At 59.4% G+C, this 23,444-nt stretch carries 21 protein-coding genes; 6 read left to right on the forward strand and 15 right to left on the reverse strand.

Annotated features, from left to right (window positions below):
• Positions 1–4: 4 nt before the first annotated feature.
• Positions 5–1,063: a DUF2066 domain-containing protein gene (locus CAF79_RS18535; RefSeq protein WP_085699342.1), complete on the reverse strand. Its 1,059-nt coding sequence runs from the start codon at positions 1,061–1,063 to the stop codon at positions 5–7.
• 374 nt (positions 1,064–1,437) lie between these two features.
• Between CAF79_RS18535 and purM the strand changes: the two genes are divergently transcribed.
• From purM to CAF79_RS18550, 3 genes are read left to right on the forward strand one after another with little or no spacing between them, the layout of a single operon-like run.
• Entirely contained in the window at positions 1,438–2,496 is a 1,059-nt protein-coding gene (gene purM / locus CAF79_RS18540; protein ID WP_085699344.1) for a phosphoribosylformylglycinamidine cyclo-ligase, read from the forward strand.
• Positions 2,496–3,146, forward strand: a complete 651-nt coding sequence (gene purN / locus CAF79_RS18545) for a phosphoribosylglycinamide formyltransferase (RefSeq protein ID WP_085699347.1) — start codon at positions 2,496–2,498, stop codon at positions 3,144–3,146. Before purM ends, purN begins: the two co-directional genes overlap by 1 nt.
• 8 nt (positions 3,147–3,154) lie before the next feature.
• Entirely contained in the window at positions 3,155–3,868 is a 714-nt protein-coding gene (locus CAF79_RS18550) for a DUF3108 domain-containing protein (RefSeq protein ID WP_085699349.1), read from the forward strand.
• 61 nt (positions 3,869–3,929) lie between these two features.
• Here CAF79_RS18550 and CAF79_RS18555 read toward each other — a convergent pair whose 3' ends face one another.
• Both CAF79_RS18555 and CAF79_RS18560 read right to left on the reverse strand, forming a co-directional pair.
• Positions 3,930–5,555, reverse strand: a complete 1,626-nt coding sequence (locus tag CAF79_RS18555; protein WP_085699351.1) for a methyl-accepting chemotaxis protein — start codon at positions 5,553–5,555, stop codon at positions 3,930–3,932.
• Positions 5,556–5,685: 130 nt separating this feature from the next.
• Positions 5,686–6,741 carry an amidohydrolase family protein gene (locus CAF79_RS18560; RefSeq protein WP_085699353.1) on the reverse strand — a complete coding sequence of 352 codons (1,056 nt, stop codon included), beginning with the start codon at positions 6,739–6,741 and terminating at the stop codon, positions 5,686–5,688.
• Positions 6,742–6,871: 130 nt separating this feature from the next.
• On the opposite strand from CAF79_RS18560, the gene CAF79_RS18565 reads away from it, so the two are divergent.
• Positions 6,872–7,288 (forward strand): OsmC family protein, encoded by a 417-nt coding sequence (locus CAF79_RS18565; protein WP_085699355.1) that lies wholly within the window; start codon positions 6,872–6,874, stop codon positions 7,286–7,288.
• A 60-nt stretch (positions 7,289–7,348) separates the two neighbouring features.
• Complete coding sequence (locus CAF79_RS18570) at positions 7,349–8,239, forward strand: pirin family protein (protein WP_085699358.1); 891 nt, start codon at positions 7,349–7,351, stop codon at positions 8,237–8,239.
• A gap of 42 nt (positions 8,240–8,281) precedes the next feature.
• On the opposite strand, the gene CAF79_RS18575 is transcribed toward CAF79_RS18570, so the two are convergent.
• From CAF79_RS18575 to CAF79_RS18590, 4 genes are all read right to left on the reverse strand, one after another.
• The gene (locus CAF79_RS18575) at positions 8,282–9,010 is read right to left on the reverse strand and encodes a dienelactone hydrolase family protein (RefSeq protein WP_085699360.1); all 729 of its coding nucleotides are present in this window, start codon (positions 9,008–9,010) and stop codon (positions 8,282–8,284) included.
• Between the two features lie 68 nt (positions 9,011–9,078).
• Entirely contained in the window at positions 9,079–10,983 is a 1,905-nt protein-coding gene (htpG, locus tag CAF79_RS18580) for a molecular chaperone HtpG (RefSeq protein WP_085699589.1), read from the reverse strand.
• Between the two features lie 81 nt (positions 10,984–11,064).
• Positions 11,065–11,517: a PaaI family thioesterase gene (locus CAF79_RS18585; RefSeq protein ID WP_085699362.1), complete on the reverse strand. Its 453-nt coding sequence runs from the start codon at positions 11,515–11,517 to the stop codon at positions 11,065–11,067.
• Complete coding sequence (locus CAF79_RS18590; protein WP_085699364.1) at positions 11,514–11,990, reverse strand: PaaI family thioesterase; 477 nt, start codon at positions 11,988–11,990, stop codon at positions 11,514–11,516. The genes CAF79_RS18585 and CAF79_RS18590 overlap by 4 nt, the downstream gene beginning before the upstream one ends.
• Positions 11,991–12,148: 158 nt before the next feature.
• On the opposite strand from CAF79_RS18590, the gene CAF79_RS18595 reads away from it, so the two are divergent.
• On the forward strand, positions 12,149–12,385 hold the full coding sequence (locus CAF79_RS18595; RefSeq protein WP_011333123.1) for a hypothetical protein: 237 nt from the start codon (positions 12,149–12,151) through the stop codon (positions 12,383–12,385).
• A gap of 77 nt (positions 12,386–12,462) precedes the next feature.
• Here the strand turns inward: CAF79_RS18595 and CAF79_RS18600 are convergent, their stop codons facing one another.
• From CAF79_RS18600 to CAF79_RS18635, 8 genes are all read right to left on the reverse strand, one after another.
• Complete coding sequence (locus tag CAF79_RS18600; protein ID WP_085699366.1) at positions 12,463–12,864, reverse strand: MAPEG family protein; 402 nt, start codon at positions 12,862–12,864, stop codon at positions 12,463–12,465.
• Positions 12,864–13,601, reverse strand: a complete 738-nt coding sequence (locus CAF79_RS18605) for a DUF599 domain-containing protein (protein WP_085699368.1) — start codon at positions 13,599–13,601, stop codon at positions 12,864–12,866. The genes CAF79_RS18600 and CAF79_RS18605 overlap by 1 nt, the downstream gene beginning before the upstream one ends.
• A 151-nt stretch (positions 13,602–13,752) precedes the next feature.
• Complete coding sequence (gene brnQ, locus CAF79_RS18610; protein WP_085699370.1) at positions 13,753–15,066, reverse strand: branched-chain amino acid transport system II carrier protein; 1,314 nt, start codon at positions 15,064–15,066, stop codon at positions 13,753–13,755.
• A gap of 329 nt (positions 15,067–15,395) precedes the next feature.
• Positions 15,396–16,280, reverse strand: a complete 885-nt coding sequence (sucD, locus tag CAF79_RS18615; protein WP_011333119.1) for a succinate--CoA ligase subunit alpha — start codon at positions 16,278–16,280, stop codon at positions 15,396–15,398.
• Entirely contained in the window at positions 16,280–17,446 is a 1,167-nt protein-coding gene (gene sucC / locus CAF79_RS18620) for an ADP-forming succinate--CoA ligase subunit beta (RefSeq protein ID WP_007959029.1), read from the reverse strand. The genes sucD and sucC overlap by 1 nt, the downstream gene beginning before the upstream one ends.
• 201 nt (positions 17,447–17,647) lie before the next feature.
• Complete coding sequence (gene lpdA, locus CAF79_RS18625) at positions 17,648–19,084, reverse strand: dihydrolipoyl dehydrogenase (RefSeq protein ID WP_085682946.1); 1,437 nt, start codon at positions 19,082–19,084, stop codon at positions 17,648–17,650.
• A gap of 97 nt (positions 19,085–19,181) precedes the next feature.
• The gene (odhB, locus tag CAF79_RS18630; RefSeq protein ID WP_085699372.1) at positions 19,182–20,408 is read right to left on the reverse strand and encodes a 2-oxoglutarate dehydrogenase complex dihydrolipoyllysine-residue succinyltransferase; all 1,227 of its coding nucleotides are present in this window, start codon (positions 20,406–20,408) and stop codon (positions 19,182–19,184) included.
• Positions 20,409–20,450: 42 nt separating this feature from the next.
• The gene (locus tag CAF79_RS18635) at positions 20,451–23,282 is read right to left on the reverse strand and encodes a 2-oxoglutarate dehydrogenase E1 component (protein WP_085699374.1); all 2,832 of its coding nucleotides are present in this window, start codon (positions 23,280–23,282) and stop codon (positions 20,451–20,453) included.
• Between the last annotated feature and the right edge of the window lie 162 nt (positions 23,283–23,444).

Here is a 23,444-nt window from a genome sequence, read left to right on the forward strand (position 1 = left end):
AAACCTACCAGCGGAACCGCAACGACGGCGCCGCCGGTGTCGGCGTCGGCGCAACGACTGGCGGCGTCCCGGCGACCGCAGGTTGCGGCGCAGCCACCGGAGCGGGCGCCTCGGCCGGCAGTTCCTGCAACTTCGCCAGCGACAACTGCGCTCGCAACTGATCGGCGCTGCCATTGACCCGATACAGAATGCGATCGGCATCGACACTCTGCAGACGCACGCCAAACGGTTCGAGTAACCGCAACAGCGCCGCGTAGTGCTCCAGATTCATGCCCTGCACTTCCAGGGTCTGCTGGCCGGACGCACCCGGCTTGGCTACAAAGCGTGGCGCCAACCGTTCAGTCACCGCCAGCATCACTGCATCGGCCACGGCGGCCTGATCCGCGCCCTGCACATTGCCCGCCTCTTTTTTGTCGCCGAGCCACAACTGCCATTTGGCTTGCCATTGCCCGCCTTCTTCGCGGGCATGCACGGCGAGCAAAGCGTCTGCGTTGTAGCGTTCGGAAGCGTTGCGCAATGGCGCCGGGTCAGCCCCCTCAAGCGCGGGTGCCGTGGCAACCAATTGCTCGCTCAAGTCCGCCAGCGGCAGGCGCAACGGCAACCCACGGTGCTGAGCGGCGCGACGCAAAGGCGCGGCACTGGCCTGACCGTCGCCGACCAGGCTCGAGCCCTCGGTCGAATCATTCAGCCACCAGCTCAGGATCGAGGGCCGGTTGGCACCCCACAGCGCCAGTCCGGCACGGCGCAACGCCTGCTCGGTGGTTCCCGGATCGAAATCGACTTTCAGCACTTCCGGCGGCCCGGCATCGAAACCGAACTGGCTCATGATCTGCTGTGGATCCTTGCGAACCGGCGCCAGCCCCGGGTTCTGCGGGGCCTTCGGGTCGCCGGTCAGGCGCAGCACCAGCGTATCCAGCGCGGCCTGGGTGGCACGATCACGTTCCTCTGGCGACTGGCCAGTGACCGGTTCGCGCACCTGATAAAGACTTTTGAGATTTTCGGCCTGACTCGCCAGGCTGATCAGAGACAAGCCACCCACTAACAGCAATTTACAAAAACGCATGGAGAATTCCCGTCGACAAGAGCGGCTGGAACAGGCCGCGTGAACCGTTCTGCAAGCCTGTGACCACAGGCCGTCGCAAAACATTCACAAGCGGTCGGTAAGTTTTCGCACAGTCCTAACGATAGACGGTTCCTTATACAGGCACCCGTGATGTCACCCACAGTGTCAATTGCAAAATTTTTCCACCGATATGCCCCTGCCCGTCGGCGTGAGGATGGCCGCTGCCCCTCAAGCCTGATAAAATCGCGCGCCTTCGCAGACCGGCAACAGCCGGGCACCCCGAACTTCGCGTGAGGCAATCGCCCCTGTCGGATTCGGCGTTCCCGCTGAACTCGGTCGTTACCCCTGAATCCCCTCCCCTAAAGGCCTGGATCATGAGCAAGCAACCCTCCCTGAGCTACAAGGACGCCGGTGTAGACATCGACGCCGGTGAAGCATTGGTCGAACGCATCAAGAGCGTCGCCAAGCGCACTGCGCGCCCGGAAGTCATGGGCGGCCTGGGCGGTTTCGGCGCCCTCTGCGAGATCCCGGCCGGTTACAAACAACCGGTGCTGGTTTCCGGTACTGACGGCGTCGGCACCAAGCTGCGCCTGGCGCTGAACCTGAACAAGCACGACAGCATCGGCCAGGATCTGGTCGCCATGTGCGTCAACGATCTGGTGGTGTGCGGCGCCGAGCCGCTGTTCTTCCTCGACTACTACGCCACCGGCAAGCTGAACGTCGACGTGGCCGCCACCGTGGTTACCGGTATCGGTGCAGGCTGCGAACTGGCTGGCTGCTCGCTGGTTGGCGGCGAAACCGCTGAAATGCCTGGCATGTACGAAGGCGAAGACTACGATCTGGCCGGCTTCTGCGTCGGCGTCGTGGAAAAAGCCGAAATCATCGACGGCTCGAAAGTCGCCACCGGTGATGCCCTGATCGCCCTGCCATCGTCCGGCCCGCACTCCAACGGCTACTCGCTGATCCGCAAGATCATCGAAGTGTCCGGTGCCGACATCGAAACCGTTCAGCTCGACGGCAAGCCGCTGACCGAACTGCTGATGGCCCCGACCCGCATCTACGTGAAGCCGCTGCTCAAGCTGATCAAGGAAACCGGCGCGGTCAAAGCCATGGCCCACATCACCGGTGGCGGTCTGCTCGACAACATCCCGCGCGTCCTGCCAAAAGGCGCTCAGGCCGTGGTTGACGTGGCCAGCTGGAACCGCCCGGCTGTCTTCGACTGGCTGCAAGAGAAAGGCAACGTCGACGAAACCGAAATGCACCGCGTGCTGAACTGCGGCGTGGGCATGGTGATCTGCGTGGCTCAAGAACACGTTGAAGTTGCCCTGAACACCCTGCGTGACGCCGGCGAGCAGCCTTGGGTCATCGGTCAGATCGCCGACGCTGCCGAAGGCGCGGCTCAGGTCGAACTGAAGAACCTCAAGGCTCACTGATGCCAAACACCTGTGATGTCGTGGTGCTGTTGTCCGGCACCGGCAGTAACTTGCAGGCCCTGATCGACAGCACGCGGACCGGCGACAGCCCGGTCCGCATCGCTGCGGTGATTTCCAACCGCGCCGACGCCTACGGCCTGCAACGCGCCAGTGACGCGGGTATCGCCACCCGCTCGCTGGATCACAAGGGATTCGAGGGCCGCGAGGCCTTCGATACCGCTCTGATCGAACTGATCGACGAATTCAACCCCAAACTCGTGGTACTGGCCGGCTTCATGCGCATTCTCAGCGCTGACTTCGTCCGTCACTACCAGGGTCGCCTGCTCAACATCCACCCGTCGCTGCTCCCCAAATACAAAGGGTTACACACGCATCAGCGCGCGCTGGAGGCCGGCGATGCCGAACACGGCTGCTCCGTGCACTTCGTCACCGAGGAACTCGATGGCGGACCACTGGTCGTACAGGCAGTAATACCGGTAGAGTTGCACGATTCGCCGCAAAGTCTGGCGCAACGGGTTCACATGCAGGAACACCTGATCTACCCGATGGCCGTACGCTGGTTCGCCGAAGGACGGCTGAGCCTCGGCGAGCAAGGTGCTTTACTGGATGGCCAGTTACTCGGGGCCAGCGGTCACTTGATTCGAAACTAGGAGATTTTATGCGTCGCGCCCTGCTCTTCGCTTGCGCTCTGCTCGCCCTGCCTTTCGCCCAGGCGGCAGACCTTCAACCGTTCTCCGCCAGCTACACCGCCGACTGGAAGCAACTGCCCATGAGCGGCACCGCTTCACGCAGCCTGACCAAGGAAGCCAACGGGGTCTGGAAGCTCAGCTTCAAGGCGTCGATGATGATTGCCAGCCTGTCCGAGGAAAGCACGCTGACCCTGGACAAGGACACCCTGCTGCCACAGTCCTACCACTTCGAACGCGGTGGCCTGGGCAAAGCGAAAAAAGCTGACCTGGACTTCGACTGGGCCAACAAGCTGGTGACCGGCACCGACCGCGGCGATGCGGTGAAAATCCCGCTCAACCGCGGCATGGTCGACAAATCCACCTATCAGCTGGCGCTGCAGCATGATGTGGCTGCCGGCAAGAAAAGCATGAGCTATCAGGTCGTCGATGATGGCGAAGTCGATACCTACGACTTCCGCGTGCTGGGCTCGGAAAAAGTCGAAACCAAGGCCGGCCAGATCGATGCGATCAAGGTCGAACGCGTGCGCGATCCGACACAAAGCAAGCGCATCACTGTCCTGTGGTTCGCCAAGGACTGGGATTACCTGCTGGTTCGCCTGCAACAGGTCGAAACCGACGGCAAGGAGTACAACATCATGCTCCTCGACGGCACGGTCAACGGCAAAACGGTCAAAGGCAGCTGATCCGACGCAACATTGAAAAGCCCCGCAAATGCGGGGCTTTTTTTCGCCTGTCGAACGGTGATCAGACCGAGAACCTGGCGACCATGCTGTTCAGGTCCACCGCCAGCCGCGACAGCTCCTGACTCGCGGCGCTGGTCTGATTGGCCCCCGCCGAAGTCTGCATCGCCAGATCACGAATATTCATCAGGTTGCGATCCACTTCCCGCGCAACGGCGGCCTGTTCTTCCGACGCACTGGCGATCACCAGGTTGCGCTCATTGATCAAAGTGAACGCCGAAGCGATTTCCTCCAGCGCCACGCCAGCAGCCTTTGCCAGCTCCAGGGTCGAGCGCGCCCGGACGTTGCTCTGCTGCATCGAGCTGACCGCCGAATCGGTGCCCTGCTGGATGCCGCCAATCATCTGCTCGATCTCCTGCGTCGATTGCTGAGTGCGATGGGCCAGCGCCCGCACTTCGTCCGCCACCACCGCAAAACCCCGTCCGGCATCCCCCGCCCGCGCGGCCTCGATTGCCGCGTTCAAGGCCAACAGATTGGTTTGCTCGGCAATCGAGCGGATCACATCCAGCACCTTGCTGATGCTGTAGACCTTCTGCGCCAAATCTTCCACCTGCGCGGCATTGGCAGTGACATCGTCCGCCAGCAGCTCGATGGACGACACTGTCTGCTGCACCTGCTCGCGGCCATGCTGGGCTATGCGATCAGACTCACGGGAAGCCTCTGAAGTGGCGACGGCATTGCTCGCCACCTCTTCCACGGCGGCGGTCATCTGATTGACTGCCGTGGCGGCTTGTTCAATTTCCAGACTCTGCTGGTGCAGTCCTCGCGTCGCGTCCTCGGTGACGCAACTCAACTCTTCCGAGGCCGAAGCCAGTTGACTGGAGGACTCCGAGATCCGGCGGATGGTGTCGCGCAGATTGTGCTGCATGCTCTTGAGCGCGTGGAGCAGCCGCGCCGGTTCGTCCTTGCCGCAAATGCTGATATCGCCGGTCAGATCGCCACTGGCCACCACTTGCGCGACGTCGAGCGATTGCGACAGCGGCAGCACGATGCTGCGGGTCAGCAATAACGCCAGCGCGATGGTAATCAGCGCGGTGATGCCGATCATCACCCCGACCCACACCCGCGAGTTGGTGAACACCAGCCGTGCGGCCTCAGTGGCGAGATTGGCGTTGTGTTTATTCAGTTCCACCAGCTCCCGCAGGGTCACTGCAATATCATCCGCCAGCGGGCTCATCTGCCCGTTGAGAATGGCGGCCGCCTCCTCCACTCGTCCCTGAGCGGATAACGTCATCACCTGCGCCTGAAGCTCCAGGTATTTGTGTTCGGCGACCTTGAAGCGCTCGAACAGTTCGCGCTCTTTGGGCAGCACGATCAGGATGTCGTAACGCTGCTGGGCTTCGCTCAGCACACCGCGCAAATCGTTGAGCTTGGCCACATTCTGATCCAGCGCCTGCGGATCGCGATTGAGCAACAGGCGCATGGTCAGCGCGCGCAGGCGCAGCATGTCCTGGCTCATCTCGCCCACCGCCATCACGCTGGGCAACCAGTTATTGTCGACCTCGTCGGATTGCGCGCGCATGTTCGACATCTGCAACAGGGCGAACGCGCCAAGGGCAAACACCATCAACGCCAGCACCCCAAAACCCAGCCCGGCCCGAGGCGCGATATTGAGACTACGGATACTCATTGCTCTGGTTCCTTCCAAAAGCGCTGCATCAACCCTGCAGCTGGTTGCTCTAGAAGGTATCGGCCCTTTGGAAAAATGCGTAAGACCAAAACGTGATATCAAATAGCCTTGATACTCCGAACCATCGGCATTAACGATTCAGCGCGGATTTGCCGGACTTGAGCGCTGTTCGCGGCAAGATCGCCAGGAAGTTGTCTCGCGCGACTTTTTTCGCCACCGCCTCCGGCAAGGCGTCGAGAAACGGCTTGAAGCCGTGGATTTCCTTGCCGAGTTTATTGAATCGCCCGACCACATCCGAACCGATCATGAAGCGATCCGGATAACGCTCCACCAGTTGCACCCATTCCGCTCGCGGCTGACCCTTTTCGTCCAGCAGATAAGGCGTCAGCAGGCTCCACGACAAATCGATGAACAGGTTCGGGTACGCCTCCAGCATTCGCGCAAGGGTCGGCAGCAAAAAATCCAGCTGCGCCTGATGACGATGGATTTCGGCACTGGTACCGGCATGCGCCCAGATGAACCGGGTGTGCGGATGATTGCGCAGCGGCTCTTCGATTTCCTTCAGGTACAGCGGATTTTTCTCACGCTTGGAGGTGATGTTGGAATGCAGCATCACCGGCAGATCGTTTTCGGCGGCCAGGTGATAGACGCGGGTCATGGCTTCGTTGTTGGCACGTGGCGTGTCGCCGGAGGTCAGCGCCGTAAGGTCGTCGTGACGGGTGAAAACTTCGCCGATGCCCTGCCACAAGCCGGGATACAGATCGAGCATGCGCTGGATGTGCGCGGCGGAGTTCTTGTCGTTGGGGTTGAAGCCTGAAAGAAACGGGTGAAAGTACTGGCGCTGCTCCGGCGTGAGCTTCTGCACCGCGTCGGCGACGATCACGTCAGTCGCGCTGTACCAATAGGCATCGGCGTCATCGCCTGCGTAATAACGCGGGCGTTTCGGCTCGTCTTCGTGCCATTTCTTCGCCACGGGAATGCCGGAAATCATCACGTGCTCGATGGAGTTTTCCTTCATGGCCGTCAGCAATTTCGGCATGCCGGCGGTTTCCTGGAAAAAATCCACGTAATGCAGGTGCGCGTCACTGTAGGTGTAATCCCGGGCACTGGCGGCGCCGGTGAAAACTATCAGGCAGGCAAGGCTCAAACGAAACACGGACACAAGCATTCTCCGGCAGACAGGCATAGCCTAGACCCTTGTCGGGCGACGAGGGTTCACCCGGCAAGAAAGTGGAACGCGCCTGTGTGGGAATGCTCTATACCTGCAAAGGTCTTTTTTGATCGAATCCCTTTTTCCTACCGCATGCGAGGTTCACATGACCGTTACAGTCAATACCGTGTCCGCCGATGGTTTTCGCCACAGCGTACAGATCGATGAGCATGAGCTGTTTGCCGATGTGCCGACGACCGCCGGCGGCGAAGGCTCGGCTCCGGAGCCGCACGATTACTTCGACGCCGCCCTCGGCGCCTGCAAGGCCCTGACCTTGAAGCTGTACGCGAAGAAAAAGGACATCCCGCTGACCGGCGTCGGCGTTGAGGTCAAACGCGACAACAGCCAGGAACAGAAAGGCAAATACGCCCTGCACGTAACCCTCACCCTGAAGGGCGTGCTCACCGATGCCCAGCGCGAAGAACTGCTGCGCGTGGCCGATCGCTGCCCGATCCACAAGCTGATGACCACCAGCGAAGTCACTATCGAGACTCACGCACCCGTCGGCTTCGACAGCCAGTAATCACCCGACGACACCGGCGGGTTATGCTCCACGCATCACCCGCTCAGCCTGGAATGGACCATGGACACCCAACCCCTGATCATCCGCCCGCGCGCCGAAGACGTCGAAGGCCAGCCGATTCTGCGTCCGCTGCCGTCAGCCAAATGCCGCAGCGTCGGGCCTTTCGTGTTTTTCGACCACATGCTCGAAACGGTTTATCCGGCGGGCAAAGGCATGAATATCCGACAGCACCCGCACATCGGTCTCTCGACCCTCACGTACCTGTTCGAAGGACAGATTCAGCACAAGGACAGCCTGGGTTCGGATCAGGTGGTCAGCGCCGGCGATGTCAGCTGGATGACGGCCGGCACGGCGATCGCTCACGTCGAGCGCACGCCCGACCCGCTATGGGATCAGAGCTTCAAGATGCACGGCCTGCAAATCTGGCTCGCCTCACCCAAAGATCACGAACAAGGCCCGGGACATTACAGCCATCACCCGGCCTCGACATTGCCGGTCAGCGATAACCTTGGCGTGCAGATCCGCATGATTGCCGGGTCAGGCTTTTGCCTGGAATCGCCGGTGCCGGTGCTTTCTCCTACGCTCTATGCCGAACTGAAGATGCAGACCGCAACCACGCTGCTGATTCCGACTGAGCATGAAGAGCGGGCTTTGTATGTGTTGAGTGGTGATGTGCAGTTGAACGGCGAAGCGGTCGAACCCCACGCGCTTGTGGTATTGCCTACCGGGGAAGAGATGAGTCTGTTCGCCGAGAGCGACAGCCACGCGGTGCTGTTCGGCGGCGCACCACTGGATGGGCCACGGCGGATCAACTGGAACTTTGTCGCGAGCGATCCGGCAGCAATCGATGAGGCGCGGCGCAAGTGGGCGGCCGGTGACTGGCCGACAGTGCCGGGGGAAGTCGAGCGGATCGAGCTGCCGAAATCACGCAGCGAGCCGACACCGCTTTAAACCAGCACTCCCACGCCAGGCGTGGGAGTGTTTTCAACCGAATCAGCCCTTGAACACTTCTTCCAGCAAGTCATGCATCGACTTGAACGCCCGCGCTGCGGTCTTCGCGTCGTACATCATCTTGCCCGGCACGTTGGCGTGCGGATCGGTGAACGAGTGCACCGCGCCGCCGTAGCTCAGCAGCTGCCAGTCGACACCGGCGGCGTTCATCTCGTCTTCGAATGCCGGCAACTGCTCTTTCGGCACCAGCGGGTCCGAAGCACCGTGCAGCACCAGCACCGAGCCCTTGATGTTCTTCGCGTCCGCAGGGTTCGGCGAATCCAGCGTGCCGTGGAACGACACCGCCGCTTTCACTGCCGCACCGGTGCGCGCCAGATCCAGCGCACAGCAGCCGCCGAAGCAGAAACCGAACACAGCCAGTTTCGAGGTATCAACCGCCGCCTCGCCCTGTTTCTGCAATTGCTCGAACGCGGCCTGCATACGCTTGCGCAACTGCGCGCGGTCATTCTTCAGCGGCATCATTGCCGCACCGGCCTGATCGGCATTCTGCGGACGCACGGCCTGGCCGTAAACGTCAGCGATCAGTACCACATAACCCTTGGTCGCCACCGATTTGGCGATCTCTTCAGCGCCAGCGCTGACACCCATCCAGTTCGGCGCCATCAACAGGCCCGGGCGTGCGCCTGTGTGCTCGGCGTCGAACGCCAGACGACCTTCATATGGCTGGCCGTCAATCTGATAGACCACGGAACGTACAGTGACTTGGCTCATTTCTGACTCCAGAGTGGTTGAACACCAGAATGAAAAAACCCGCCGAAGCGGGTTTTTCTAAAGCTTGATCAAGCAGACAGTTCGACCAGCAGCTTGTTCAGGCGGCTCACGTAAGCGGCCGGGTCTTTCAAGCTGTCGCCAGCCGCCAGGGCGGCCTGGTCGAAGAGGATGTGCGACAAGTCGCTGAAGCGATCGTCGCTGGCCTCGTTGTCGAGCTTCTCGATCAGCGGGTGGCTCGGGTTGAATTCGAAGATCGGCTTCGATTCCGGCACCTTCTGCCCGCTGGCCTCGAGGATCTGACGCATTTGCAGACCCAGGTCCTGCTCACCGATGGCCAGAATGGCCGGCGAGTCGGTCAGGCGATGGGAAACCCGGACTTCGGCAACGGAGTCGCCCAGTGCGGTTTTCAGACGCTCGACCAGACCTTCCTTCGACTTGGCGACTTCTTCTGCGGCCTTCTTGTCCTCTTCCGAGTCCAGGTTGCCCAGGTCCAGATCACCGCGCGCGACGTCGACAAAGTTCTTGCCGTCGAACTCGCTGAGGTAGCTCATCAGCCACTCGTCGATGCGGTCGGTCAACAGCAGCACTTCGATGCCTTTCTTGCGGAAGACTTCCAGGTGCGGGCTGTTCTTGACCTGCGCGTAGGTTTCGCCGGTGAGGTAGTAGATCTTGTCCTGACCTTCCTTGGCACGCGCCAGGTACTCGGCCAGACCGACGATCTGCTCGCCATCGGTGCCATTGGTCGATGCGAAACGCAGCAGACCGGCAATTTTTTCCTTGTTGGCGAAATCTTCTGCCGGGCCTTCTTTCATGACCTGACCGAAGTTTTTCCAGAAGCCCTTGTATTGCTCAGGCTCGTTCTTCGCCAGTTTTTCCAGCATGTCCAGCACGCGCTTGGTCAGCGCCGACTTCATCGAGTCGATGATCGGGTCTTTCTGCAGGATTTCCCGCGACACGTTCAGCGACAGGTCGTTGGAGTCGACCACACCCTTGATGAAGCGCAGGTACAGCGGCAGGAACGACTCGGCCTGATCCATTACGAACACGCGCTGTACGTACAGCTTCAGGCCTTTCGGCGCTTCACGCTGGTACAGATCGAACGGTGCGCGGGCCGGCACGTACAGCAGCGAGCTGTATTCGAGCTTGCCTTCGACCTTGTTGTGGCTCCACGACAGCGGATTTTCGAAGTCGTGGGCGATGTGTTTGTAGAACTCCTGGTATTCCTCATCCTTCACTTCAGTGCGAGGACGGGTCCACAGGGCGCTGGCGCGGTTGACGGTTTCCCATTCGGCTTCAGGCTTTTCTTCGCCTTCGGCAGCGGCCACTTCTTTCGGCAGCTCGATCGGCAGCGCGATGTGGTCGGAGTATTTCTTGATGATGTTGCGCAGACGCCAGCCATCGGCGAATTCGTCTTCACCTTTTTTCAGATGCAGGACGATGCGGGTGCCGCGTTCTGGCTTGTCGATGGTGGCGACTTCGAATTCGCCCTCGCCTTTCGACGACCAATGCACGCCTTCGCTGGCAGCGGTGCCGGCGCGACGGCTGTACACGTCAACCTGGTCGGCAACGATGAATGCGGAGTAGAAACCCACACCGAACTGACCGATCAGGTGCGAATCCTTCTTCTGATCGCCGGACAGGTTTTTCATGAAATCGGCAGTGCCGGATTTGGCGATGGTTCCCAGGTGGGTAATCACATCGTCGCGGTTCATGCCGATGCCGTTGTCTTCGAGGGTGACGGTCTTGGCGTCCTTGTCGAAGCTCACACGGATTTTCAGTTCAGCGCCATCTTCGAGCAACTCTGGCTTGGCCAGGGCTTCGAAGCGCAATTTGTCGACGGCGTCAGAGGCGTTCGAGATCAATTCGCGAAGGAAGATTTCCTTGTTGGAATACAGCGAATGGATCATGAGGTGCAGCAGTTGCTTCACCTCGGTCTGGAAGCCCAGGGTTTCCTTTTGAGTTTCCACACTCATGGTCATCAAACTCCAATCAGATGGCATTGGCCGCGACCTTGCTGGTCGGCGGCGGGTTGATCTGTGAATTGGGGGCGTGCTTCAGGATTTCAAGGGCTCATCGATTTTGAAATGCGCGCGGGCAGTGGCAATCGGTTCGCTCTCAGTGCTTTGCCAGGCCGTGACCGCGACGTTGGCCACCCGCCGGCCCTGACGGCAGACCTGACACCGGGCCCAGGTATCGCGAAACTGCCCGGCTCGCAGGTAATCAAGGGAGAAATCGATAATCTTCGGCACACCGGGCGCACCGGTGAAAATCAACAGATGCAGGGCCGCAGACAGCTCCATGAACCCGGCGATCACCCCGCCGTGAATCGCCGGCAATAAAGGGTTACCAATGTTGTCCTTGTTTGCCGGCAGCTTGAACAGCAAGTCGTCACCGACCCGCGAACACTCGACGCCGATGAGTCCGGCGTAGGGGATCAGTTTCAGCAGCGGCGCGTAGTCCCCCTTCTCGTGGGCGCCTTGCAGTTGCTGCTTGAAATCATCGCTCATGGGTTTTCTCCCTTGATCGCGCCACCAAAGCCTTTGGTGCCTTTAAGCCCCTTGCCCATGCGCATGAAGGTGCCGACAACGTGGGCAATCGGTTGCTCGGGATCGTCCTGATAAGCGAAGCCGCGGGCGAAGATCACATCGGTGGTGACTCGATAACATTGGGCGAAGCCATACACGTCTTTATTCGGCTCGGCGGCGTGCATGTAGTCGATGCGCAGATCGAGGGTCGGGCAGACTTCGAATTCCGGCAGGACGCACAGCGTCGACATTCCGCACGCAGTGTCCATCAGCGACGTGATCGCCCCGCCATGGACTACGCCGGTCAGCGGATTGCCGACGATTTGTGCACTGTACGGCAGCACCACCGTCAGGCCTTCGCCACTTGCGCTATGCATCTTCAATCCCAGCACCTGACAGTGGCGCAAGGCCGAGAGAAACCGTGTCGCACGCTCAAAAACGGGGCTTTCGGCCATTTGATAATTACTCTTGTTAATCACTGTTCGCCGTAGTGGAAAGAACAGCAAAAGTTCCATTGCAAAACAAACTTATATATCTGAAAGAAATGAGGAACTTAACCCAAGGGCCTGAGCTCTTAAGGCCAGTAGTTATTTTCCATAAGGAGAAACACCCCATGCGTAAGACTTTAGCTATTGCCTTGATGTTGACCGCTTCCCTCGGTCTCGCTGCCTGCGATAAAAAATCCGAGGACAAAGCTCAAGATGCCAACCAACATGCTGAACAAGCTCAGCAAAAAATGAACGAAGCTCAGGATAAAGTGAACGACGCGGCGAAAGAAAACGCCGAAGCCGCCAAAGATCAGGCCGAATCGAACGCTGCAGCGCAAGAAGAAGCTGCCAAGAAGCAATAAGCTGCTTCTCGATAGCAAAAAAGAAAACCCGCCAAGTGCGGGTTTTCTTTTGCCTGTGATTTTTTGCCAATGCCGTCTTAGAGCAAGACGGTTCTAAAAGTCGGACTAATCATCAGCAACAATGAACACACTAAGCCGACCAGCCAGACCAGACTGCGCAGCGTAGGAATATCCGCCAGGTAGAACCACAGATAGAGAATTCGCGAGATCACGAAGATGATCGCCAATGCATCGATCAGCCATCCCGCCGTCTGCGTGGTATGCGCCATCAGCACGCCAACGGCAAACAGGATGAACGCTTCGATGCTGTTCTGATGTGCCGCCAGCGCACGGGCCCCGTAACCGGTGAGTTGCGCCTGTTGCTGACGTGGCAGGTGGTTGTTGTAACCGCCCTGTTCTTTCATGGCCTTGCCGACCGGCATACGCGCCACGTAGATCAACAATGCACTGATAAACACACACCAGAACGGAATACTCATCAAGCAGCCTCTTTGTTCGCTTCGGGCAATGGCGCCTCTGTAGGGGTATAGACCATTACATCGAGTACGTCGGAATGAAACTCGCGGCGATACAACACCAGCACCACGCCTGCACTCATCAACATGAACAGCCACGGGCTGACGAACCACGCCAGCATGCTCATTCCGAAGTAGTAGGAACGCAGACCAAAGTTGAACTGGTTGGCGGCCATCGAGATCACCCGCGCCGCCCGCGATGCAAATGCCTTGCGCTCCTGCTCCGACACTTGCCGCTCACCGATCATCGGGGCCGAGCCGACCAGAATGGCGGCGAAGTTGTACTGACGCATGCACCAGCTGAAGGTGAAGAAGGCATAGACGAACACCAGTGCCAGGCACAGCAATTTGATCTCCGACATGCCCTGCGAGGCCTGTTGCACCATCGGAATATCCGCCAGCAGCGACACCGCGCGCTCGGAAGCGCCGAGCACGGTCAGAATGCCCGCCAGGATAATCAGCGTACTGGAGGCAAAGAACGAGGCGTTGCGCTCCAGGTTACCGATCACACTGGCGTCGGCGATACGGTTGTCACGCAGCAGCATGCGGCGCATCCAGTCTTCGCGGTACAGGTGCAGCACGCTGGCCAGGCACGCGGTATCACGACCTTTCCAGGTGGCATAACGGGTGTAGCCGGCCCAGCAGATGACAAACCAGAGCGCGGCCAGCAGGTGGATCAGGTTGGCTTGGATGAACGACATGCAATTCCCTGTGATGAAGATTTCGGCTCCCCTTCGACGTTAGTCGAGGGAAAAAGACACTGCCTGAAGCCCATAAAAAATGCCCCGTATCGATTGATACGGGGCATTTCTGTTTAATCGCTCGGCGACCGCTTGTGGCGGCCCGGCAATCTTAGGCGAGTGCTTCGGCGCGCTTGCCCAGCAGGCGGTCGCACACCACGGCAACTGCCAGGGTCATCACGCACGGCACCAGCCACGCCAGACCTTGCTCGCTCAGCGGCAGGTGGGCCAGTTGCGATGGCATCCAGTCCGCCAGACCGGCGCCTTTCAACGCATCGATGGTGCCGAACACGAACGACACCAGCATCACCGGGCCCATGATGCGGCTCTGCTCATGCCAGAACGCAGCGCAGAAACTCAGGGCCACCAGCACGATGCACGGCGGGTAGATCGCGGTCAGTACCGGGATCGAGAACGCGATCAGCTTGGTCAGACCCAGGTTGGACACCAGCAGCGAGAACGCCGCGAGGATGATTACCAGGGTCTTGTACGACAGCGGCAGTACGCGGCTGAAGTATTCGGCACAGGCGCAGGTCAGGCCAACCGCGGTCACCAGGCACGCCAGGGAAATCAGCACGGCGAGGAAGCCACTGCCCAGCGAACCGAAGGTGTGTTGCACATACGCATGCAGCACCGCGGCGCCGTTGGTCGCGCCCGCCGCCACTTCATGGCTGCCGGAACCCAGACGAAACAGGCTGACATACACCAGCGCCAGACCGACACCGGCAATCAGCCCGGCAATGATCGCGTAACGGGTGATCAGCACCGGCGATTCGACGCCACGGGAGCGGATCGCGTTGACGATGACGATGCCGAACACCAGCGCGCCGAGGGTATCCATGGTCAGGTAACCATTGATGAACCCTTGGGAGAAAGGTGCCGCAACGTATTCCGGAGTCGCCACGCCGATGTCACCGGCAGGCAGTGCGAACGCAGCGATGCCGAGGACGGCCAGGGCGATGATCTTCAGCGGCGCGAGGAAGCGACCGACGGTATCCAGCAGACGTCCAGGGTAGAGCGAAATGAAGAACACCAGCAGGAAGTACACCGAACTGTAGAGGAACAGCGCCAGTGGGCTCTCTCCGGTCAGCGGCGCCAGGCCTACTTCAAAGGAAACGGTCGCGGTACGCGGGGTGGCGAACAACGGGCCGACCGCCAGATAGCAAGCGGCTGCCAGTACGCCGCCGGCGATCTTGCCGATCGGGCTGCTCAGAGCGTCCATTGCGCCACCGACCTTGGCCAGTGCGACCACGGTGACCACGGGCAAACCGACCGCCGTGATCAGGAAGCCCAGCGCCGCTATCCAGACGTTGGGCCCGGACTGCAAACCGACGATAGGCGGGAAAATGATGTTGCCGGCCCCGACGAACAGGGCGAATGTCATAAAGCCAAGTGCCAGGATGTCCTGACCTTTCAAAACTTTCATTAAGGAAATACCACACTACTGAATCGGAATTTAGAGGGGGATTTCCCTGTGGGGTTAGGGAAATGCTGTCAATCCGTATAGGACTGACCCGTTTAGCGCGTTGCATGCCTTGTGGGCGGCAGACGCAAAAATGGCTGCTAGCCTAACGAATTTGCCTGACAAACGCACTGTTAGAGGGCGAACTATCCGATACGCGACGTTTCCGTGTCGCGTTTTTGCATGTTATTGGGTGAGTGCTTATAAATTGCCATCGCCTACCCGAACGCCAGAAACGACAAAGGCCACCCGAGGGTGGCCTTTGTTGCTGGAGCAGAGGAGTCAGCCGAAGCTTACTTCTTCACTTCCCAGCCAGTCAGCTCGGCCAGGGCCTTGCCGATGTCTGCCAGCGAACGCACGGTTTTCACGCCAGCGTCTTGCAGAGCAGCGAATTTCTCGTCTGCAGTGCCTTTGCCGCCGGAGATGATTGCGCCAGCATGGCCCATGCGCTTGCCCGGAGGAGCAGTCACACCAGCAATGTAGGAAACAACCGGCTTGGTCACGTTGGCCTTGATGTAGGCAGCCGCTTCTTCTTCAGCAGAACCGCCGATCTCGCCGATCATTACGATCGCTTCGGTCTTCGGGTCTTCCTGGAACAGCTTCAGGATGTCGATGAAGTTCGAACCCGGAATCGGGTCACCACCGATGCCGACGCAAGTCGACTGACCGAAACCGGCGTCAGTAGTCTGCTTGACAGCTTCGTAGGTCAGGGTGCCGGAACGGGAAACGATACCGACCTTGCCTGGCAAGTGAATGTGACCGGGCATGATGCCGATCTTGCATTCGCCAGGAGTGATCACGCCTGGGCAGTTAGGGCCGATCAGGGTAACACCCAGCTCGTCGCACTTAACTTTGGCGTCCAGCATGTCCAGGGTAGGAATGCCTTCGGTGATGCAGACGATCAGCTTGATGCCGCCGAACGCCGCTTCCAGGATCGAGTCCTTGCAGAAAGGAGCCGGAACGTAGATCACGCTGGCGGTAGCGCCAGTGGCTTCTACAGCTTCTTTCACGGTGTTGAACACAGGCAGGTTCAGGTGAGTGGTGCCACCTTTGCCTGGCGTCACGCCGCCAACCATTTTGGTGCCGTAGGCAATGGCTTGTTCGGAGTGGAAAGTACCCTGCGCACCGGTGAAGCCCTGGCAGATTACTTTGGTGTCTTTATTGATCAGGACGCTCATTACTTGCCCTCCGCAGCTTTAACGACTTGTTGAGCAGCGTCGGTCAGGCTGGTAGCAGCGATGATGTTCAAACCGCTTTCTGCCAGTACTTTAGCGCCCAGTTCAGCGTTGTTGCCTTCAAGACGAACAACAACCGGGATTTTCACGCCGACTTCTTTCACTGCACCGATGATGCCTTCGGCAATCATGTCGCAACGAACGATGCCGCCGAAGATGTTAACCAGTACTGCAGCGACATTGCTGTCGGACAGAATGATTTTGAAAGCTTCGGTTACGCGTTCTTTGGTAGCACCACCACCTACGTCGAGGAAGTTGGCTGGCTTGCCGCCGTGCAGGTTGACGATGTCCATGGTACCCATGGCCAGGCCGGCACCGTTCACCATGCAGCCGATGTTGCCTTCCAGCGCTACGTAGTTCAGTTCGAACTTGGCAGCGTGCGCTTCGCGCGGATCGTCCTGCGACGGATCGTGGAAAGTCTTCAGCTTGGGCTGACGGTACATTGCGTTGGCGTCGATGTTGATCTTGGCGTCCAGGCAGTGCAGATCACCGTCAGCCTTGATCACCAGCGGGTTCACTTCCAGCAGAGCCAGGTCGTGATCCTTGAACAGCTTGGCCAGACCTACGAAGATCTTGGCGAACTGAGCAACCTGCTTGCCTTCCAGACCCAGCTGGAATGCCAGCTCGCGACCCTGGAATGGCTGAGCGCCAACCAGTGGATCGATAGTGGCTTTCAGAATTTTTTCTGGAGTGTCGTGAGCGATTTTCTCGATGTCCACGCCACCTTCGGTGGAAGCCATGAACACGATGCGACGGCTCGAACGGTCAACGACAGCGCCCAGGTACAGCTCTTTAGCGATATCAGTGCACGATTCAACCAGGATCTTGGTGACTGGCTGGCCGTTGGCGTCAGTCTGGTAAGTCACCAGACGCTTGCCCAGCCACTGCTGTGCGAAGGCTTTGGCGTCTTCTTTGCTGCGAACCAGCTTGACGCCGCCCGCTTTACCGCGACCACCGGCGTGAACCTGGGCTTTGACAACCCACTCGTTGCCGCCGATTTTGTCGCAAGCTTCTGCTGCTGCTTCCGGGGTGTCTACTGCGAAACCAGTGGAAACTGGCAGGCCGTATTCAGCGAACAGCTGCTTACCCTGATACTCGTGAAGATTCATGCTTTTTACCGTCTTCGTTAGGTACTGCGCATTCGGCGCTGCGCTCTTTATGAGTGCCGCGCCACCTGTGACTGCTGCTTGCGTAGCGTTTCCGGATACCCGGTGCAGCTACGCAAGGCTGCGTCCAGCGGACATTCCGCGGTGAGTCTTGCACGCAAGGCTCACGACGGGCCGTACCGCCGTGGTTTCTTATTGTGTGTCTTAACGCTTCTTGCGGTTGGCAATGTGGATGGCGCCGCCATTCACTGCCAAAGCTGCTTCGTGCAAGGCTTCAGACAGGGTCGGATGGGAGAAAACCATCATGCCCAGGTCTTCAGCGCTGGTGCCGAATTCCATACCGATCGCGCCCTGCTGAACCAGTTCTGCAGCGCTCGGGCCAATCACGTGCACGCCCAATACGCGGTCAGTCTTGGCATCGGCGATAACCTTGACGAAACCACCGGTATCGTTGGCGGCCATGGCACGGCCGGATGCTGCGAACGGGAAGGTGCCGACGTTAACTTCAACGCCTTCAGCTTTCAAGGCCTGCTCGGTTTTACCGACCCATGCGATTTCCGGGTGAGTATAAATAACCGAAGGGATCAGGTCATAGTTCATCTGGGCCTTGTGGCCCTTGATGCGCTCGACAACCATGATGCCCTCTTCCGAGGCCTTGTGCGCCAGCATCATGCCGCGAACCACGTCACCGATGGCGTAAACGCCCGGTACGGTGGTAGCGCAGTGATCGTCAACGTGCACGAAACCGCGCTCGTCCAAGGTCACACCGCTGTCGGCAGCCAGCAGATCAGTGGTCACCGGACGACGACCGACGGCTACGATCAGCTTGTCGAAAGTGATGGTCTGTTCGCCGTTGGCATCGGTGTAGTTCACAACGACTTCGTCGCCGTTCACTTTGGAACCGGTCACGCGAGCGCCCAGCTTGATGTCCAGACCCTGTTTGGTCAGGGTTTTCAGCGCTTCCTTGGAAACAGCGGTGTCCGCTGCCATCAGGAAGGTGTCCAGCGCTTCCAGGACAGTCACTTCTGCACCCAGACGCGACCAGACCGAACCCAGTTCCAGACCGATCACGCCAGCGCCGATTACGCCCAGACGCTTCGGTACGGTTTGGAATTCCAGAGCGCCAGTCGAATCAACGATGACTTTCTGATCGACCGGAGCCGGTGGAATGTCGATCGGACGCGAACCTGGAGCCAGGATGACGTTTTCGGCTTCAATGACTTCAACCGAGCCGTCCGGCTTGGTGACTTCGACTTTCTTGCCAGCCAGCAGCTTGCCGTGGCCCTGGATCGAAGTAACGCCGTTGGCCTTGAACAGGGTGGCAACGCCGCCGGTCAGGTTCTTGACGATGCCGGCCTTGCGGCCAACCATCGCAGCGACGTCCATTTTGACTTCGCCGGTCGAGATACCGTGGACGTTGAAGCTTTCTTTCGCTTCCTTGTATTTCCAGGAGCTGTCCAGCAGCGCCTTGGAAGGAATGCAGCCTACGTTCAGGCAGGTGCCGCCCAGGGCTTGCTTGCCTTCAGCATCGGTGTACTTCTCGATGCAGGCAGTGCTCAGGCCGAGTTGCGCGGCCTTGATAGCTGCCACGTAGCCGCCAGGGCCAGCACCGATCACTACTACGTCAAATTTCTGCGACATTCAAAAAATCCTCTTTAGCGAAAAGCTTCAAGCCGCGCGCTGCAAGCCAGGCTGCGTTTTCCCGCAGCTTGAAGCTTGCAGCGCGCGACTGCTTCTATCAGATATCCAGCAACAGACGAGCCGGATCTTCCAGCAGGTTCTTGATGGTCACCAGGAAGGTTACAGCTTCTTTGCCATCGATCAGACGGTGATCGTAGGACAGTGCCAGGTACATCATCGGACGGATCACGACCTGACCGTTGATGGCCATCGGACGCTGGATGATGTTGTGCATGCCCAGAATCGCTGCCTGCGGTGGGTTGACGATCGGGGTCGACATCATCGAACCGAAGGTACCACCGTTGGTGATGGTGAAAGTACCGCCGGTCATTTCGTCCATCGACAGTTTGCCGTCACGGGCTTTCTTGCCGAAGGTGGCGATGCCGCCTTCGATTTCAGCCAGGCTCATGTGTTCGGCGTTACGCAGAACCGGAACTACCAGGCCACGGTCGCTGGAAACAGCAACGCCGATGTCGGCATAACCGTGGTAAACGATGTCGTTGCCATCGATCGAGGCGTTGACCGCCGGGAAGCGCTTCAGCGCTTCGGTGGCAGCCTTCACGAAGAACGACATGAAGCCCAGGCGTACGCCGTTGTGGGACTTCTCGAACAGGTCCTTGTACTTCGAACGCAGGGCCATGACTTCGGTCATGTCGACTTCGTTGAAAGTGGTCAGCATCGCCATGTTCGATTGAGCTTCAACCAGACGCTTGGCAACGGTGGCACGCACGCGGGTCATCGGAACGCGCTTCTCGATGCGGTCGCCAGCGGCGAACACAGGAGCGGCGGCGGCCGGAGCAGCAGCCTTGGCAGGCGCGGCAGCCGGAGCGGCTTTCTTGGCAGCAACGGCTGCAACCACGTCTTCCTTGGTCACGCGACCGCCCTTGCCGGTGCCGGCAACGGAAGCGATGTTGATGCCGTTCTCTTCAGCCAGCTTGCGCGCGGCAGGAGCAGCGATCGGGTCGTCTTCGCCATCGGCGGCCGGAGCAGCGGTAGCGGCAGCAGCGGCCGGAGCAGCAGCGGCAGCCGGAGCGGCGGCAGCAGCGCCGCCTTCAACGATGGAGCCCAGAACTTCGTCGGACAGGACGGTTTCGCCCTCGCCCTTGACGATTGCGCCCAGCACGCCGTCGGCGGTAGCCAGCACTTCCAGTACGACTTTGTCGGTTTCGATGTCGACGATCAGTTCGTCACGCTTGACGGCGTCGCCCGGTTGTTTGTGCCAGGTGGCAACGGTGCCATCGGCAACCGATTCCGGGAAAGTGGGGGCTTTGATCTCGATAGCCATTATCTGTGGTTCCTTAAATTCGGTTTCAGGTGCGCGAAGGCGTTAAACGGTAAACGCGTCTTGCAGCAGTTGTTCCTGCTGCTCGGCGTGCATCGATGCGTAACCACATGCTGGTGCAGCAGAAGCCTCACGGCCCGCGTACTCGAGGACGAGAGATTTGTTGAGGTTGCTGATGCTGCGACGCAGGTGGTGCTGACTGCAGTACCAGGCGCCCTGGTTCATCGGCTCTTCCTGACACCACACGGCCGCTTTGGCATTGGTGTAAGGAGCCAGGACTTCTTTCAAGTCGTCCTCAGGGAACGGATACAGCTGCTCGATACGCACGATGGCGATATCTTCGCGGCCTTCGGCACGACGTTTTTCCAGCAGGTCGTAGTAGACCTTGCCGCTGCACAGAACAACGCGCTCGACCTTTTTCGGGTCCAGGGCATCGATTTCCGGGATAACGGTCTGGAACGAACCTTCGGCCAGATCTTCCAGGGTCGAGATGGCCAGTTTGTGGCGCAGCAGCGACTTTGGAGTCAGAACGACCAATGGCTTGCGCAGCGGGCGAATCACCTGACGACGCAGCAAGTGGTAGATCTGGGCCGGGGTGGTCGGCATGCACACCTGAATGTTGTGCTCGGCGCACAACTGCAGGTAACGCTCAAGACGCGCCGAGCTGTGCTCAGGGCCCTGACCTTCATAACCGTGTGGCAGCAACATGGTCAGACCGCAGAGACGGCCCCACTTGTGTTCACCGCTGGTGATGAACTGGTCGATCACGACCTGCGCACCGTTGGCGAAGTCGCCGAACTGGGCTTCCCAGATCACCAGCGCGTTCGGCGTGGTGGTCGAGTAACCGTATTCGAACGCCAGTACGGCTTCTTCCGACAGGAACGAGTCGTACAGTTCGAAACGCGGTTGACCTTCGAACAGATGCTTCAACGGCACGTAGGTACCGGCATCTTTCTGGTTGTGCAGCACAGCGTGACGGTGCGAGAACGTACCGCGGCCGATGTCCTGACCGGTCATGCGGATCGGGTGACCTTCGAACGCCAGGGTCGCGTACGCCATGGTTTCGGCATAACCCCAGTTGATCGGCAGGCCGCCGGCTTGCATCTTCTGACGGTCTTCGTAGATCTTCGCGACCTGACGCTGAACCACGAAGCCTTCCGGAATTTCCAGCAGCTTGGCGGACAGTTCCTGCAGGGTCTTCAGATCGAAGCGTGTGTCGTGACGCGCAGTCCAGGTGTGGCCCAGATACGGACGCCAGTCCACGAACAGCTCTTTGTTCGGCTCCTTGACCAGCGACTTCACCACGTGCAGACCGTTGTCCAGCGCGTTGCGGTATTCGTCGACTTTCGCCTGAACACGCTCTGCATCCAATACACCGGCCTGGGTCAGACGATCAGCGTACAGCTCACGGGTGGTGCGCTGCTTGGTGATCTGCTGATACATCAGAGGCTGGGTGCCGCTTGGCTCGTCGGCCTCGTTGTGGCCGCGACGACGGTAGCAGACCAGGTCGATCACCACGTCACGCTTGAACTGCATGCGGTAGTCGATGGCCAGCTGGGTCACGAACAATACGGCTTCCGGATCATCACCATTCACATGGAGGATCGGCGCCTGGATCATTTTCGCAACGTCGGTCGCGTACTCGGTGGAGCGCGAGTCCAGCGGGTTGCTGATGGTGAAACCAACCTGGTTGTTGATCACGATGTGCACGGTACCGCCGGTCTTGAAACCGCGGGTCTGCGACATCTGGAAGGTTTCCATCACCACGCCCTGACCGGCGAATGCCGCGTCACCGTGGATGGAGATCGGCAGAACCTTCTCACCGGTAGGGTCGTTGCGACGATCCTGACGGGCGCGAACCGAACCCTCGACCACCGGGGAAACGATTTCCAGGTGGGACGGGTTGAACGCCATGGCCAGGTGAACTTCACCGCCGGTGGTCATTACGTTGGACGAGAAGCCCTGGTGGTATTTAACGTCACCGGAACCCAGCTCGACCTTCTTCTTGCCTTCGAACTCATCGAACAGCTCGCGCGGGTTCTTGCCGAAGGTGTTGACCAGTACGTTCAGACGGCCACGGTGGGCCATGCCGATGACGACTTCCTTGGTGCCGTAGGAACCGGAACGCTGGATCAGTTCGTCGAGCATCGGAATCAGGCTTTCGCCGCCTTCCAGACCGAAACGCTTGGTGCCCGGGTATTTGGTACCCAGGTATTTTTCCAGACCTTCACCGGCCGTCACACGCTCGAGCAGGTGGCTCTTGATGTCGGCGGAGTATTCCGGACGGCCACGTACGCTTTCCAGACGCTGCTGGAACCACTGGCGCTGCTCGGAATCGGTGATGTGCGTAAATTCAGCGCCGATGGTGCGGCAATATGTCTGCTGCAACGCTTCGTGAATTTCGCGTAGGCTCGCTTCCTCTTTGCCGATGAACAGGTCGCCGGCACGGAAGGTCGTATCAAGATCGGCATTGGTCAAGCCGTAGTGATTGATCGACAGGTCTGCAGGTGCAGGACGCTGCCACAGCCCCAGCGGGTCAAGCTGGGCTGCCTGGTGGCCACGCATACGGTAGGCCTGGATCAATCGCAGCACTTCAACTTGCTTCTTCTCGTGCTCAGTGCTCACGCTACCGGCGGAAACCGGCTGGGCGCGGCGCTGGTTCTTTGCCAGCAGCACGAAATGATCGCGAATCGTGGAGTGCGAAACATCGGTGGAGGAGTTGCCGTCGGCAGGCAACTTCTGGAAGTAGTTGCGCCACTCTTCTGGCACAGCGTTAGGGTCGTGCAGGTAGAGCTCATAAAGCTCTTCCACATAGGCAGCGTTACCTCCGGAAAGGTAGGCGCTGTTCCACATGCGCTGCATCACGCTTTCTTGCATGCTTGGTCACCCTCGGTTAGGGGAACACCACCGGTGTCGACACCGAGCAAGCTTGCAGAAGTCCGAATGCAGCGACCAAAACAAGCCACTTAGGATCACACTGATAGTCCGGGTACCAGCCCGGATGCCCCTGCTTGTCTCATTTCTTCAAAATAAGAGCCG

It is taken from the genome of Pseudomonas sp. B26(2017) (assembly GCF_002113045.1).
Classification (GTDB): Bacteria; Pseudomonadota; Gammaproteobacteria; order Pseudomonadales; family Pseudomonadaceae; genus Aquipseudomonas.